The organism is Acinetobacter sp. YH12241 (genome assembly GCF_013417535.1).
Lineage (GTDB): Bacteria > Pseudomonadota > Gammaproteobacteria > Pseudomonadales > Moraxellaceae > Acinetobacter.
The window spans coordinates 25824-40433 of sequence record NZ_VPDQ01000003.1; the positions used below are offsets into that span (position 1 = coordinate 25824).

Genomic DNA, 14610 nt, shown 5'->3' on the forward strand with positions numbered 1-14610 from the left:
AACTGATTTTCAGGGGCTTTTTATGACTATCAGGTCCGCTTTCTCAGGCACAAATACCAATTGTGATATTCATGCCGTACCTGAGTGATGGATTTATTGCTGCCATTGATTTTTACTGGATTTCCATAACGCAATTACGCCGAGTACTGTACCAATAGGAAAACTGAGCAGCATCAGGATCGCCATAATTCTGGACAAGGTGCGTCCTGAACCATTGCCCTGTTTGACCTTGAGACAGGTCTGAATATTCAAAACAATCAGCACAGCCAAAAGCAGCAACACAATACCCAGACTCAACATGGAAATCGTCGACTGCTGATATTCCAGATATAAAAATGCAACTGTACTAAAAACCAGCAAACCGGCATAGATTCCATGCACAATCGACAGGGTTTCATTTTTGGCAGCCGGTTGCAGATTAGGTAAAGGAGGAATATTCGGGCTCATGAGGGCTATCCTAAAGATGTTTTTTCTTAATGATGTTATTGAATCTTCCCAGATTTTCCTATTTTTTAAGCGTTTGTCAAAAATACGGTAATTTTATGATTATTTAAGCCTATTGAATCAAGATTTTGAAACGAGTTTTTCTTTTCTAAAGCAAACCTAAATAAAATAATGATACAATTGATGCAATATGTGTTTTTTCAGGCCACCACTTCTGGCGTGCCTATTTCATATCATTAGGATGAACAATGTCTGATAATGCAACTATCTTGCAGAATGTCCCAGTAGGCAAAAAAGTTGGTATTGCCTTTTCTGGCGGTCTAGATACTTCTGCAGCTCTTTTGTGGATGAAACAAAAAGGCGCTGAACCTTATGCTTATACAGCAAACTTGGGTCAGCCAGACGAAGACGATTACGATGCTATTCCAAAAAAAGCTGAAGCTTATGGCGCAGTAAAAGCACGTTTGATCGACTGCCGTTTACAGCTTGCATTAGAAGGTATTGCTGCAATTCAATGTGGCGCGTTCCACATTTCTACAGGTGGTGTTCCATACTTCAACACGACTCCTCTTGGCCGTGCAGTGACAGGTACCATGCTGGTAACTGCAATGAAAGAAGATGACGTGAACATCTGGGGTGACGGTTCTACTTATAAAGGTAACGACATCGAGCGTTTCTACCGCTACGGTCTGTTGACCAACCCTAACCTGAAAATCTACAAACCTTGGTTAGACCAGACCTTCATTGACGAGCTAGGCGGCCGTGCAGAAATGTCACAGTTCCTGATCGACAATGGCTTTGACTACAAAATGTCAAAAGAGAAAGCTTACTCAACTGACTCAAACATGTTGGGAGCGACTCACGAAGCCAAAGATCTTGAATACCTGAATGCCGGTATCAAAATCGTTGATCCAATCATGGGCGTTGCATTCTGGAAAGAAGAAGTTGAAATCAAACCTGAAGAAGTATCGATTACTTTTGAAGAAGGTTTCCCTGTTGCAATCAATGGTCAACGTATCGAAGATCCAGTTGAGTTCATTCTTGAAGCGAACCGTATTGGTGGCCGTCATGGTCTAGGTATGTCGGATCAGATCGAAAACCGTATCATCGAAGCGAAATCTCGTGGTATCTACGAAGCTCCGGGTATGGCCCTTCTTCACATCGCTTATGAACGTCTGGTCACGGGTATTCATAACGAAGATACGATCGAACAATACCGTATCAACGGTCTTCGTTTGGGTCGTCTTCTGTACCAAGGTCGCTGGTTCGATTCTCAAGCATTGATGCTTCGTGAAACTGCACAGCGTTGGGTTGCCAAAGCGATCACTGGTACTGTGACTTTAGAACTGCGTCGTGGTAATGACTACACTATCATGAACACTGAATCTCCTAACCTCACTTATGAAGCTGAGCGTTTAACTATGGAGAAAGGTGATTCTATATTCTCTCCAGCGGATCGTATCGGTCAGTTAACTATGCGTAACCTGGACATCACAGATACACGTGCAAAACTGGGCATCTATACAGATTCTGGCTTACTTGCAGTAGGTACAGGTTCTGCAGTACCTCAATTAAAAGACAAAAACAAATAAGTTTGTTTTAACGTCAAAAAAAACCGCTCATCTGAGCGGTTTTTTTATAGATTCGATTCAGGTATTTACACTATTTGGATTTGCAGTGCGGATCGACTGATAATAAATCTGATTCCGTCCTAGCTGTTTGGCCCGATACAACGCCTGATCGGCAATTCCCAATAAGACATCCTTATCAATAAAGTCTTCACCACGATACACAGTGATGCCCAAACTGATGGTGATGTGATCAGCCACACCAGATTTCTCATGCGGAATTTCCAGACGCTCAATCGCATTAAAAATATTAGAAGCCACTGCATAAGCACCATGAGCATCAGTTTCTGGAAGCAGTACCACAAACTCTTCACCACCATAACGGGCCACGAAATCCATATGCCGGATCGCATTTTTAATAGTAAAGGCAATACTGGAAATGACATCGTCCCCTTTTTGATGTCCATAAAAATCGTTATAGTTTTTAAAATGATCCACATCGATAAATAAAATCGCTAAAGCATGCTGATTACGGCGAGAACGTTCAAAAAAGATATCCAGTGTTTCATCGAAAGTTCGTCGATTAGAGATTTTGGTCAGCTCATCATGCTGGCTTAAATGCAACAATTCTGTGGTATGAATCCGCTGAATTTTCTCACTGATTCTAGCCCGCATGGTATATAGAAAAATCATGCGCTCACGGGCAAAAAGCATATAACTAATCACACATCCCAATAGGCTACTGCCGATCAGAATCCGCCCCAAGACCAGTGCATTAAATTCGATCGATAACACGGATAACAGCCAGACCGTACAAAGTGCAGCAAACAACCCCGTGATTAACATCTGTAAAGGTTTTACTCCGGTCAGAATATAACCCAGAATGTAGATAATAGTGATGATCGCCATCGACTGATGTTGCAAGCTTACTGTTTGAATGGACATGGTCAGATAAGAGGTCGAGACTATCATCCAGAACATTAGCAGCATGGAAGCCTGCGGAAAAAAGCGTTTGATTTTAGGTAGACAGGAGAAGAAATAAAAAGCAAGTAAAGCTAGACTACCATTGATCAGCCCCAGCATGCAGCGCACAAAATCTTGCACGAAATATTGTGAATCGATAATCCAGTAGTCGGTCGGAATCATGACCAGCAGAAAAATAAAATAGGTCAGTACACCTGCCCAGACATACTTTTCGACATGTTTACGTGCCCGCTCCAGGTTTTTGCTCCAGAACTCCTGTTCCAGATTCTGAGGGAAAACCGAGCCTACACGCTGACTTTGCCGTGTGATTAATTCTTCTATTTTTTCTTTTTCATCTTGCAATTTTGCTAGATTGTACTTGTATTCCATTGCCAAGTATTTATGTAATTTTTTTATTAATTTTAAAATATCATACTTTTATAAATTAATTTATAGATATCCCTTATTTTGTATATATTTCTCGTTACCATTTTAGGCATAGATGCATTATCATTTGTTTTATTTCTCCGATTGAATTCGCCTTGAATACGATTACCCTTCTCCAGCCAGACGACTGGCATGCCCACCTGCGTGATGGTCACGCTCTGCAACGCACCGTTCCTGATCTAGCTAAACAGTTTTCCCGCGCCATCTGTATGCCGAACCTTGTTCCACCGGTTAAAACTGTGGAAGAAGCATTAAGCTACCGTGAACGTATTATGGCGCATGTTCCTGAAGGTAGCGATTTTGATCCACGCATGGTGCTGTATTTCACAGATAATACCTCTCCAAGTGAAGTCAAAAAGATTAAAGATTCTGAGCATGTCAATGCTATTAAACTTTACCCTGCTGGCGCAACCACCAACTCGGATAGCGGTGTAAGCGACATTCGTAAAGTATATTCAGTCATTGAACAGCTTGAAGAGCATCAGGTGCCTTTATTGCTGCACGGTGAAGTGACGCATAATCATGTCGATATTTTTGACCGTGAAAAACGTTTCCTTGATGAAGTCTTAGCACCGTTACTAAAACAGTTCCCGAAACTGAAACTGGTTCTGGAACACATTACTACCAGCGAGGCAGCTAATTTCGTACTGGAACAGGATCGTAATGTGGCTGCGACTATTACCCCACAGCATTTACTGTTTAACCGTAATGATATGCTGGTTGGTGGGATCAAGCCGCACTTCTATTGTCTGCCAATTTTAAAACGTCAGACGCATCAGCAAACGTTGCTTGAAGTGGCAACGAGCGGTAATCCTAAATTTTTCTTAGGCACCGACAGTGCACCGCACTCAAAAAATGCCAAAGAAAATGCGTGTGGCTGCGCAGGATGCTATAGTGCTCCGACTGCAATTGAGTTATATGCTCAGGCCTTTGATCAAGTAGGTAAAATCGACCGCCTAGAAGGTTTTGCCAGCCACTTTGGTGCAGATTTCTACGGCCTCCCACGTAATACCAAAACCATTACGCTGGTCAAAGAAGATCAAGTTATTCCTGAAAGTCTAGACTACTTGGATGGTGAACAAATCGTTCCGCTATATGCAGGAAAAACCATTCAATGGAGAAAAATGTGACAAATGAAACTCTTCCAGTCATTGGTCAGCGTTTCCGTGGATTTTTGCCTGTTGTTGTCGATGTTGAAACAGCAGGCTTTAATGCACAGACTGATGCCTTGTTAGAAATTGCGGCCATTCCTATTGTTTATAATGAAGATGGCCAGTTTGTGCCCGGTGAAGCTTACCACGCACATATCAATCCTTTCGAAGGTGCCAACCTGGATCGCCGCTCTTTGGAATTTATCGGGATTGACCCGTCAAATCCGATGCGGATCGCAATGGCTGAAGATGAAAAAACCGCGTTAAAACGTATTTTTAAATCGGTCAATGAAGTGCGTCGTCAGCAAAATTGTACGCATGCCGTTTTGGTCGGTCACAATGCGCATTTTGATTTGGGCTTTGTACAGGCAGCAATTGCCCGTACCGGAACCAAAAACCAGAATCCGTTTCACAGTTTTTCTGTGTTTGATACCGTGACTTTAAGTGCGGTGATGTTTGGTCAAACGGTTCTGGCTAAATCTTGTATTCAGGCCGGTATTGAGTTTGATGGCAAAGAAGCACACTCTGCGTTATACGATACGCAAAAGACTGCGGAACTGTTTTGCTATATTTTAAACAAACTCGCACCTCACCTGCTTGACACTTTGGTGGCGGATCAATAAGATACCGCCATCTTCTAAACGTCCCTATCGTCTAGAGGCCTAGGACATCGCCCTTTCACGGCGGTAACCGGGGTTCGAATCCCCGTAGGGACGCCATCTTATTTATCCCCTTCTTCTTTCATTTTTTCCAAGAAAACTCTTTTTCTTATTATTGCTTTCAATACTATTGTTATAAATTTCGCATGACTGAGTTTGGTGCCCTTTCTCGTTTGCTTAGGCTATAATCAAGTTGATGTTAGGTTTTGATCAATTTTCCCATGCTAAAGAAAATCCTGCTTGTTTTACTTATTCTGGCACCTTCAGCGCTTTATATTTATGTGATCAGTCGCGATGATAAAACTGCTGAGAACCGAGCAGAAACTACGCCTGCTGAAAAAACACCGACTGAGCAATACCAGACTCCCGATCACTAGTTTTTAAGAGGCTTTGCAAATATTTATTTTTTAAATTAAAAGAAGAACTTTATGAGGAAATTCCAATTTATGTGATATTTCACATAATTAAAACTAAAATACTTTTTTTAAATCTCTCCTTTTAATTGAGCTATGCAATCTCCCTCTCCACCTTCACAGCATTCGTCTGTTGAGGGTCAAACTCCGTCGTTAAAACGTGCCATGGGCACACGTCATCTGATCATGCTTTCCCTTGGTGGCGCTATTGGTACCGGCCTGTTTATGGGTTCCGGTGAAGTGATTTCACAAGCTGGACCTTTGGGCGCAGTACTGGCCTATATTATTGGTGGCTTGATCGCCTATATGGTAATGCTCTGCCTCGGTGAACTGGCCGTACATTTACCCGTGTCTGGTTCTTTTGGTGCCTTTGCAACCCATTATATTGGGCCGGGTACAGGCTATATGGTGTCCTGGATGTACTGGCTCGGCTGGTCAGCCACCTTGGGTACCGAATTTACTGCCGCTGCGATTCTGATGCAGGAATGGTTTCCCCAAACTTCGATCTGGTTATGGACATTGATCTTTGCTGCAGGTGTACTGCTCTCCAATTTAAGCTCAACCCGTACCTTTGCTGAATCAGAATTCTGGCTGTCACTGGTTAAAGTTGCGACTGTACTGATTTTCATTATTCTGGGCTTTGGCTGTATCTTTGGCTTTATTCCATTCCAAGGTTATGAATCCGCACCGCTGTTCAGCAATCTGACTGAACATGGCTGGCTGCCAAATGGTTTAATTCCGTTATTCACCACATTACTAATCGTGAATTTTGCCTTTAACGGTACCGAGATGATCGGGATCGCTGCCGGTGAAACCGAAAATCCTGAGAAAAATGTACCGAAAGCGATTCATGCTGCGGTATGGCGTCTGATGATTTTCTTTGTTGGCACCATCATTGTGATCAGCTCGTTACTGACTTATACCGATGCAGGTCTACAGGTCGGTGGTCATGGGGGCTTAAGCAGCAGTCCGTTTGTATCCGTGTTTACCCAGATGGGTATTCCTTATGCCGAAGATTTCATTCGTTTCGTAATTATCACTGCGCTGCTCTCTACTGCAAACTCTGGACTCTATGCAGCTTCACGTATGATGTGGGCATTGTCTTCACAAAACCAGTTACCGCGACTATTTGCCAAAGTCAGCAAATCCGGCGTGCCTTATGTAGCAGTTTGGGTCACCATGATTGGCGGCTTGCCTGGTCTGCTCTCTGAACAATTTGGTGCAGATGTCATCTTTAAAAACCTGATGGGCGTGGCCGCTTTTACCATGGTGATTGTCTGGATGAGTATCTGCTGGAGCCAGTTTAATTTCCGTCGCCAATGGCTGAAGTCTGGTCATAGCGTCTCTGAACTAAAATTCCGTACACCTTGGTTCCCCTTAGTTCCCACTCTAGGTTTTGTAACTTGTACTGCAACCGGTCTGAGTATGGCAGCTGACCCTGAAATGCTCTCTGGTTTTATTGGCTGTTTATTGTTTATGGCAGCATGTTATGCAAGTTATTACTGGCTTTATCATCAAAAAGCTTAAGTTCTAAACTTTTGAACTGAAATAATTTCTTTAATAAACCCAATTCCGATTGGGTTTATTTTTTCATATCAGGTAAATCCGTTCAGAAAATAATATCTTAATAAAATAAAGTTTTTGTTTTGCCTAATGTTTAAACTGTTAAATACATTTTAGTAAAAACTCTTTTGACAAAGTCCGGCTTAGTCCTTAATATAGCCATCACCTCGCAACGTCCCTATCGTCTAGAGGCCTAGGACATCGCCCTTTCACGGCGGTAACCGGGGTTCGAATCCCCGTAGGGACGCCATTATCTGATCGCTCACGATCAAGTCTTATACATAATCCATATTAATACGTTGCAGATTTGTAGTTTTTCACTACAATAACCCGCTTCATTCTTTTATTTTTTGACTCCTATGCACTCATCTCCGAATGATGCTACGCATCAGGGCAATTCTGCGCCTTTAAAACGCGCTATGAGTACTCGACATCTGGTCATGATTTCGCTTGGTGGCGCAATCGGAACAGGCCTATTTCTAGGTTCGGGTGAAGTCATTGCACAAACGGGGCCTGTAGGTGCCATTCTTGCTTATCTCCTTGGCGGGATCATCGCTTACATGGTTATGCTATGTCTGGGTGAACTTGCCGTTCATATGCCCGAATCTGGCTCATTTGGCGCCTATGCCAAACGCTATATTGGACCGGGGACTGGCTACACCATTACCTGGCTATACTGGCTGACCTGGTCAGTGACCTTGGGAACTGAATTTACCGCTGCAGCTTTATTAATGCAGGAATGGTTCCCGGATAGCTCTATGTGGATGTGGACACTGATTTTTGGTGCTTTCGTATTCGCACTGAATATGATTTCTACCCGCTGGTTTGCAGAGTCCGAGTTCTGGCTGGCACTGGTGAAAGTCGTTACTGTCGTGACCTTTATCCTGCTTGGCCTACTCGCTATTTTTGGTGTAGTAAGCTACCAAGGACAGGAAACTGCTCCGCTATTCAGTAACCTGACAGCTCAAGGCTGGTTCCCAGAAGGTCTGTTCCCAATCTTCACCACCATGCTGATTGTAAACTTTGCATTCTCTGGCACAGAACTGATTGGTGTGGCTGCGGGTGAAACCAAAGATCCTGCCAAAAATGTACCGAAAGCGATTAATACTGCAATTTTCCGCTTACTGATTTTCTTTGTAGGTACGATTATTGTGGTGACTTCCCTTCTTCCGCATCAGGAAGCAGGTCTGGCAGCTGAAGGTGTCAGTAGCAGTCCATTCGTGACAGTATTCCAGCATATCGGTATTCCTTATGCCGAAGATATTATCCGCTTTGTGATTATCACAGCATTACTATCTGCTGCTAACTCAGGTCTATTTGCTGCATCCCGTATGATGTGGTCATTGTCTTACAGCAAACAGTTACCAGCGGTATTTTCCCGCTTAAATGCGCGTGGTGTACCTTATATTGCAGTCATTGTCACCATGATTGGCGGTATGCCTGGCTTGTTGTCTGAACAGTTCGCACCGGAAACCATCTTCACTAACTTGCTAGGTATTGCAGCATTTACCATGGTAGTGGTCTGGATGAGCATCTGTCTGAGCATGTTCAACTTCCGCCGCGAATGGTACAAACAGGGTAAAACAGCAAAGGATCTTGATTTTGCTGCGCCATTGTTCCCGATCGTACCGATTCTGGGTTTTCTGTTCTGTCTGATTACCTGTATCAGTATGGTATTTGATCCGAGCATGCGTATCAGTTTCTTTGGCTGCTTGCTGTTTATCGCACTGTGCTATGCAAGCTACTATAAGTTTTATCACAAAAATGCTTAAACATTAAAATGACTAAAAGAGCAGCTTCGGCTGCTCTTTTTTATTTATACTGAAAATGTTCTAGGCAGCCAGCGTGGTGTGTCGATGAAAATTATTTATATTCATGGCATGAATAAGCAGAAATTTAGCTCTGCGTCCCTGCGTCAACGTTGGCTGAGTTTGCTAAAACATGGTCTGGAACAGTCGCATCAACAAACACGTTTTGCCTACCTCAAACGGCATATCCGTATCCCTTTTTATGGCGACTTACTGTCACGTCATCATTTACATAATGTGCTAAATGCCAGCACCTTAATGCCGCAAGACTGGCCTCGCTTTCCTTTCCAGTCTCCAATTAAATCCCAGCCACCACCCCATCTCAATCAATATTCACCTGAAATTTGTGAAATTCCCGAGCTAAAGGTTGAGGATGCCATGACCTTTAACCAGAAGCTGAAGTTTATTAGTATATTAAGCCGGAATACTCTATTACGGGATTTTGTGATTTTACTGAATCATTTCCCTCGCCTGCATGATACGCTGATCAAAAAATTTCTGATCGAAACCTATTCTTATCTAGCGAATTCCACATTCATGCAGCAGGTACATCAGCGAATTGGTCAACAACTGCATGGCGATAAACCCTGTATCCTGATGGCTCATTCTTTAGGAAGTGTGATTGCCTATCATTATCTGCTTCTGCACCCGGAACTGAATGTACAGCGTTTTATCAGCATGGGATCACCAATGGCTTTCCGGGTCATTCAGGAACATTTGCCACAGCCTGTTCATCGGCCAAAAGCTATTAAAGGTGACTGGATTAATTTTTATTGCAGTGATGACTTTTTAACTGCCTTTCCATTATCAGAACCGCCTTTTCAGTTTCAGCCGGCAATTATCAATCGGGAGATTCGTACTTCAATTTATCATCCGCATGATATTGATGGCTATGTCCAGCATCCGGAAGTCATCGAAGCCCTGCTAGAATTACTCTAAAAAGCATCTTAATTTACAGATTTAATTTTACTATTTCCTTTGCATTATTTTTCTGCTGAGTAAAATTCTTTATTCATACCTACTCATTTTGTGGTTTATTTATGACTCTTTTATAAATATACATATGTCTGTTAATTATTGTTTTATCAAAGATAATTTACACATTAACACCACAAAAAGCGCTGCTTTTGCTACGTTAATATTTTCTATACTGTAAATATAATTCTATCGAACTCAGTGGGGTGTCGATGAAAGTTATTTTTATTCATGGAATGAATCAGCAACATCATAGCGCTGCCTCCATCCGGCAGCGCTGGCTACATATACTTCAAAAAGGGATGCGTAAACATCAACAAGATGCCAGATTTAGTTATTTAAAACGTCACATTCGTATTCCATTTTATGGCGATCTGCTTTCACGTTATAACGTCCGCAATATTCTAGAAGCTGGCACCCTGATGCCCCAGGAATGGCCTAGCTTTCCTTTTCGCAAGCCTACTCAACCTCAGCTTCCCGCCCCTGTTCCACGTCCTGGTTGGCGTAGGCCCACAATTACCGATTTCGCCCAACCCAGTTCAAGTGACACCATGGATTTCAGGCAGAAATTCAATTATTTTACCGCCCTCGGCAGGAATGTGGCGCTTCGGGATTTTGCCTTATTACTCAATTATTTTCCCACTCTGCATCGCACTCTGTTGCAGAGATTTCTGATTGAAACTTATCTTTATCTCGATAACCCTGATTTCATGAGGAAAGTGCATGAACGGATTGCCCGACAACTGAGTGGTCGCAAACCCTGCATTGTCATTGCCCATTCTTTAGGAAGTGTGATTGCCTATAATCATCTTATCCAGCACCCTGAACTGAATGTACAGCGTTTTATTACTTTAGGTTCACCATTAGCCTTTCAGGTGATTCAATCCAGCTTGGCACAGCCGGTGGTACGACCTAAGGCAATTAAAGGCGACTGGATCAATTTCTACTCAACGGATGATTATCTCACCGCCATTCCGCTTACCGAACCGCCATTCAAGTTTGAACCTGAAATCATCAATCATGGCATTCGTACGCATATTCACCGTCCACATGATATTACTGGCTATTTACTGCATCCGCAGGTTGTTGAAGCCATTCTGGAATTGCTTAAAAATCCGGCCTAAATCCTGCATTTTTCAAGTATTCTGCTAATATTGTTTTAAATTTATGCACTCAAAAGAAAATTTCCAAAAAACTCTGGAAAAGCGTTTGACACCCCCCTGTTTTCACCCTAATATACGCCCACCTCTGAAACGTCCCTATCGTCTAGAGGCCTAGGACATCGCCCTTTCACGGCGGTAACCGGGGTTCGAATCCCCGTAGGGACGCCAATTTCAGAAGTAATATTTTATTAAGTCCCTATCGTCTAGAGGCCTAGGACATCGCCCTTTCACGGCGGTAACCGGGGTTCGAATCCCCGTAGGGACGCCATTACTTTAGATCAAAAGTTCTGGTTTAAAATATCACTTCTACATTGTCCCTATCGTCTAGAGGCCTAGGACATCGCCCTTTCACGGCGGTAACCGGGGTTCGAATCCCCGTAGGGACGCCATATTCGAGATGGTTAATTTAATTAACTTCTCATAAAAAAGCCCAAGCATGATGACTTGGGCTTTTTTATTATTTGTTTTTTTGCTTGTTCCTTCATTCCTGTTTTTAACCTTTGATCAAATTGTCTCGATTGCAATTTTATTTGTTTATAAATAATTCATTCAAAAACCTTATTCTTTTACATTTCTCTTCAACTCGTTATCCATTCATTTTCATTTACAGCAATCGCACTATAAATCCGAACAAAAAATTAACACCGGTGGTATAAGCATGCCGTTAAGGTAGAAAGCATAATATATCTGCAAGGATCAGATTATGTTCGTCAGTACAAAGTTAAGTTCGCCTGAATCATCTATTAAAAATCATAATCATCAATTTAATAACTTTAAAGATTGGGTCAACTTCTTTCAAGATCAACAGATTTCGACGGCAGTAAAGACCGAACAGGCTGAGAACTATTTAAGAGATTTAATCCAGCAAGTTGATGTGGCTGGGCTGGAATGGCTGGATCAACCCAGACATGTAGAGCAACATTTTCTGGAACAGCACCACCAAACCTGCGCAATCTTCCAGTCTTATGTAGAGCGGCGTAGACAGCAGCAAGGACGTGAATACTTCCCGACTGTGTCACATGCATTTGAGTTCCTGGCCAAAGTCGCACCTGTAAAACTGGTAGACGGCTCATGGCTGTATTCAACTGTGCAAAACTGGAATCGTCCGGAAACCAAAGACCTGATTTATATCTATCTGGAAGAACTAGGCATGGGTCATACCCGTGCCAATCATGTCACCATGTATCAGGATTTGCTGAATCATTATGAGCTGAACAGCTATGCTGAGCAACTGGATGCCAGCTATTATGAACACGCAGCCGTGCAGCTGGCTTTGGCCTATGCGCCGCCAGAATATCTGCCGTTAGTAATTGGTTTCAATCTGGGTTATGAGCAGCTGCCCTTACACCTGTTAATTACCAATTATGAGCTGTCTGAACTCGGTATTGATCCACATTACTTCAATGTACACATTACCATTGATAATGCTCACAACGGTCATGCACAAAAATCTCTGCAAGCCTATTTAGATCAGTATGCACTCGCTGAAGATCCTGCCCAGTATCTAGACCTGATTAAAAAAGGTTATGTGCTGAATGACATTGGTAAAAGTTCTACCCAGATCATCAAGCAACTGGATACTGAAAAATTGGCTTTGAAAGTATTTCAGAACAAAGCGCTGATTGGACAATATATCCATAACCAGAAATGCCAGTTTAGTGGCAAGACCATTAATGAGTGGTTATCCGATCCGGCACAGATTGCAGACTTCTTGAAAGTCATGATTGAAAAAGGCTGGATTGTAAAAGATGCACCTGTAGAACAAAGCCGGTTCTGGAAAATGATTGATGATCCAGATGGCAAAATGTTTGGTGTATTTAATGCGACTGAAAAACAGATTATTAAAGACTGGATTCAAGGTGAGACTTTTGCCGCTCGTCTGTCATCACGTAGCAGATCTCAAGTTCATAACCAGATGGAACCGGTATTGAACCGTATTGACCAGCAACAGATCCATCAGCTGAAAAGCCGTCTGAATCGCTGCGCTGCTGCCGAACAAAAGATTGATTTATTGATTCCTTACGTGGCACCGCATATGCATCATCAGGAAGTGGGCTTGTGGGCAACACGTCAGCTTTCTCAGTTGCTCTTCCCTTTTCAGACTCAAGCCATGACTTATTCTTAAAAAGGTCATTCATAAAAAAAACAGGGTATTTTATATGCCCTGTTTTTGCTTCAATGCATTATACAAATTAAGCCGATTTACGTGAATTGATCTGACCTTTAATCACAGCTTTCACATTACCTTTTACGTAATTTAAAAATACCTTTAAAGGTGACAGTTTTGGATTTGGTCGATTACCTTTGGCAATTTCTTTAAATTGCGCAGCATACCAGATGATTTCCATAATCGCCATTTTATCGATCATTGGAATACCGGTTTTAATTTTTTCGACTGTATAACGTACATCCTGCCCAGCCACCAGACGGTTGCCCAGATCAGGCTCGACCGCAAATGGACGTGCAATACCGACAAAATCACATGCGCTACTATCAAGGGCTGCATTCATACCCACTGCGGTACGGAAGCCACCCGTCACCATCAAATGGCAATTTACTTCCTGACGGATCTTTTCGGCAAAGTCGAGGAAATAGGCTTCGCGGGCAACCGTTGATGCTTTACGTTTCTCTGCTTTTACTCCGGCCATTGCAGGTGCTTCATAGGTTCCGCCAGAAACTTCAATCATATCGATCCCGGCTGCATCCATCGCCTTAAAAACATAAATAACGTCTTCTTCACTAATGCCACCGCGCTGAAAGTCTGCCGAGTTTAATTTCACTGAAATGATAAAATTCTCTGAAGTTGCTGCACGTACCGCCTTATAGGCTTCTAGCAAAAATCGGCTGCGGTTTTCAATACTGCCACCCCACTGGTCTTGACGTTTATTGGTCAGGGGCGATAAAAACTGGCTAATTAGATAACCATGTGCACCATGTAACTGCACGCCTTCAAATCCCGCCTTTTCACAAATGGCAGCTGAAGTCGCAAAGCGCTGGATAATATCTAAAATTTCATCTTCACGCAGTTCACGTGGCGTACCGAAACTCATCGCCAATGCTGGACTAAAAGGTACAGCTGAAGGTGCTACGGTTTCTTTATTCAAGCCTTTTGGGCACTGACGTCCAGGATGAGATAACTGTACCAGTTGCACCATGCCATGACGTTTGCCGACATTCGCCCAAGCTTTTAACTTTTCCAGGTCACGTTCAGTTTCTACTACCACTACACCGGGTTCATTCTTGGCACGAAAATCCACCATGACATTACCCGTAATCGCACAGCCTAAACCACCTTTGGCCCAAGCTTCATATAACTTTAAATGGGCCTGATTGGGTTGGCCTGCATCATTGGCCAACGCCTCACTCATGGCACCTTTAATGATACGGTTTTTAAACTGGGTATTACGGATCTGGATGGAATCGGCCAATTGTGTCATGTACTTTCCTGAAATGTTT

At 42.8% G+C, this 14610-nt stretch carries 12 protein-coding genes and 5 tRNA genes; 14 read left to right on the forward strand and 3 right to left on the reverse strand.

What is annotated here, in order from left to right; translation table 11 throughout:
* Positions 1-93: 93 nt before the first annotated feature.
* Positions 94-447: a hypothetical protein gene (locus FTV18_RS02650; RefSeq protein WP_125278928.1), complete on the reverse strand. Its 354-nt coding sequence runs from the start codon at positions 445-447 to the stop codon at positions 94-96.
* Between the two features lie 245 nt (positions 448-692).
* Here FTV18_RS02650 and argG point away from each other — a divergent pair, with 245 nt between their 5' ends.
* Positions 693-2036: an argininosuccinate synthase gene (argG, locus tag FTV18_RS02655; protein ID WP_180016866.1), complete on the forward strand. Its 1344-nt coding sequence runs from the start codon at positions 693-695 to the stop codon at positions 2034-2036.
* A gap of 57 nt (positions 2037-2093) precedes the next feature.
* On the opposite strand, the gene FTV18_RS02660 is transcribed toward argG, so the two are convergent.
* On the reverse strand, positions 2094-3365 hold the full coding sequence (locus FTV18_RS02660) for a GGDEF domain-containing protein (RefSeq protein WP_166138230.1): 1272 nt from the start codon (positions 3363-3365) through the stop codon (positions 2094-2096).
* A gap of 152 nt (positions 3366-3517) precedes the next feature.
* On the opposite strand from FTV18_RS02660, the gene pyrC reads away from it, so the two are divergent.
* The 13 genes from pyrC to FTV18_RS02725 all read left to right on the forward strand — a co-directional run bounded on the left by pyrC (position 3518) and on the right by FTV18_RS02725 (position 13279).
* On the forward strand, positions 3518-4552 hold the full coding sequence (gene pyrC / locus FTV18_RS02665) for a dihydroorotase (protein ID WP_004782837.1): 1035 nt from the start codon (positions 3518-3520) through the stop codon (positions 4550-4552).
* Positions 4537-5196 carry a ribonuclease T gene (gene rnt / locus FTV18_RS02670; protein ID WP_034704922.1) on the forward strand — a complete coding sequence of 220 codons (660 nt, stop codon included), beginning with the start codon at positions 4537-4539 and terminating at the stop codon, positions 5194-5196. The genes pyrC and rnt overlap by 16 nt, the downstream gene beginning before the upstream one ends.
* A gap of 20 nt (positions 5197-5216) precedes the next feature.
* A tRNA-Glu gene (locus FTV18_RS02675) sits at positions 5217-5292 on the forward strand.
* 161 nt (positions 5293-5453) lie between these two features.
* Positions 5454-5609 (forward strand): hypothetical protein, encoded by a 156-nt coding sequence (locus FTV18_RS02680; RefSeq protein ID WP_004782839.1) that lies wholly within the window; start codon positions 5454-5456, stop codon positions 5607-5609.
* Positions 5610-5741: 132 nt separating this feature from the next.
* Complete coding sequence (locus FTV18_RS02685; protein WP_159123358.1) at positions 5742-7172, forward strand: amino acid permease; 1431 nt, start codon at positions 5742-5744, stop codon at positions 7170-7172.
* A gap of 210 nt (positions 7173-7382) precedes the next feature.
* Positions 7383-7458 (forward strand) — tRNA-Glu (locus FTV18_RS02690).
* A 109-nt stretch (positions 7459-7567) separates the two neighbouring features.
* Positions 7568-8980 carry an amino acid permease gene (locus FTV18_RS02695; RefSeq protein WP_034170462.1) on the forward strand — a complete coding sequence of 471 codons (1413 nt, stop codon included), beginning with the start codon at positions 7568-7570 and terminating at the stop codon, positions 8978-8980.
* An 84-nt stretch (positions 8981-9064) separates the two neighbouring features.
* The gene (locus tag FTV18_RS02700; RefSeq protein WP_180016864.1) at positions 9065-9955 is read left to right on the forward strand and encodes an alpha/beta fold hydrolase; all 891 of its coding nucleotides are present in this window, start codon (positions 9065-9067) and stop codon (positions 9953-9955) included.
* A gap of 248 nt (positions 9956-10203) precedes the next feature.
* Positions 10204-11115, forward strand: a complete 912-nt coding sequence (locus FTV18_RS02705) for an alpha/beta hydrolase (protein WP_180013915.1) — start codon at positions 10204-10206, stop codon at positions 11113-11115.
* 131 nt (positions 11116-11246) lie between these two features.
* Positions 11247-11322: transfer RNA gene (locus FTV18_RS02710), tRNA-Glu, on the forward strand.
* Between the two features lie 24 nt (positions 11323-11346).
* A tRNA-Glu gene (locus FTV18_RS02715) sits at positions 11347-11422 on the forward strand.
* Between the two features lie 45 nt (positions 11423-11467).
* Positions 11468-11543, forward strand: a tRNA-Glu gene (locus tag FTV18_RS02720).
* 314 nt (positions 11544-11857) lie between these two features.
* Positions 11858-13279 carry an iron-containing redox enzyme family protein gene (locus FTV18_RS02725; RefSeq protein ID WP_180016862.1) on the forward strand — a complete coding sequence of 474 codons (1422 nt, stop codon included), beginning with the start codon at positions 11858-11860 and terminating at the stop codon, positions 13277-13279.
* Positions 13280-13346: 67 nt separating this feature from the next.
* Here the strand turns inward: FTV18_RS02725 and FTV18_RS02730 are convergent, their stop codons facing one another.
* Positions 13347-14591: an NADH:flavin oxidoreductase/NADH oxidase family protein gene (locus tag FTV18_RS02730; protein ID WP_180016860.1), complete on the reverse strand. Its 1245-nt coding sequence runs from the start codon at positions 14589-14591 to the stop codon at positions 13347-13349.
* Positions 14592-14610 lie beyond the last annotated feature (19 nt).

Excerpts from the sequence above, each read along its gene's own strand:
- FTV18_RS02650 (WP_125278928.1), bottom strand. The coding sequence starts at position 447 with ATGAGCCCGAATATTCCTCCTTTACCTAATCTGCAACCGGCTGCCAAA.
- argG (WP_180016866.1), top strand. The coding sequence starts at position 693 with ATGTCTGATAATGCAACTATCTTGCAGAATGTCCCAGTAGGCAAAAAA.
- FTV18_RS02660 (WP_166138230.1), bottom strand. The coding sequence starts at position 3,365 with ATGGAATACAAGTACAATCTAGCAAAATTGCAAGATGAAAAAGAAAAA.
- rnt (WP_034704922.1), top strand. The coding sequence starts at position 4,537 with ATGGAGAAAAATGTGACAAATGAAACTCTTCCAGTCATTGGTCAGCGT.
- FTV18_RS02680 (WP_004782839.1), top strand. The coding sequence starts at position 5,454 with ATGCTAAAGAAAATCCTGCTTGTTTTACTTATTCTGGCACCTTCAGCG.
- FTV18_RS02685 (WP_159123358.1), top strand. The coding sequence starts at position 5,742 with ATGCAATCTCCCTCTCCACCTTCACAGCATTCGTCTGTTGAGGGTCAA.
- FTV18_RS02695 (WP_034170462.1), top strand. The coding sequence starts at position 7,568 with ATGCACTCATCTCCGAATGATGCTACGCATCAGGGCAATTCTGCGCCT.
- FTV18_RS02700 (WP_180016864.1), top strand. The coding sequence starts at position 9,065 with ATGAAAATTATTTATATTCATGGCATGAATAAGCAGAAATTTAGCTCT.
- FTV18_RS02705 (WP_180013915.1), top strand. The coding sequence starts at position 10,204 with ATGAAAGTTATTTTTATTCATGGAATGAATCAGCAACATCATAGCGCT.
- FTV18_RS02725 (WP_180016862.1), top strand. The coding sequence starts at position 11,858 with ATGTTCGTCAGTACAAAGTTAAGTTCGCCTGAATCATCTATTAAAAAT.
- FTV18_RS02730 (WP_180016860.1), bottom strand. The coding sequence starts at position 14,591 with ATGACACAATTGGCCGATTCCATCCAGATCCGTAATACCCAGTTTAAA.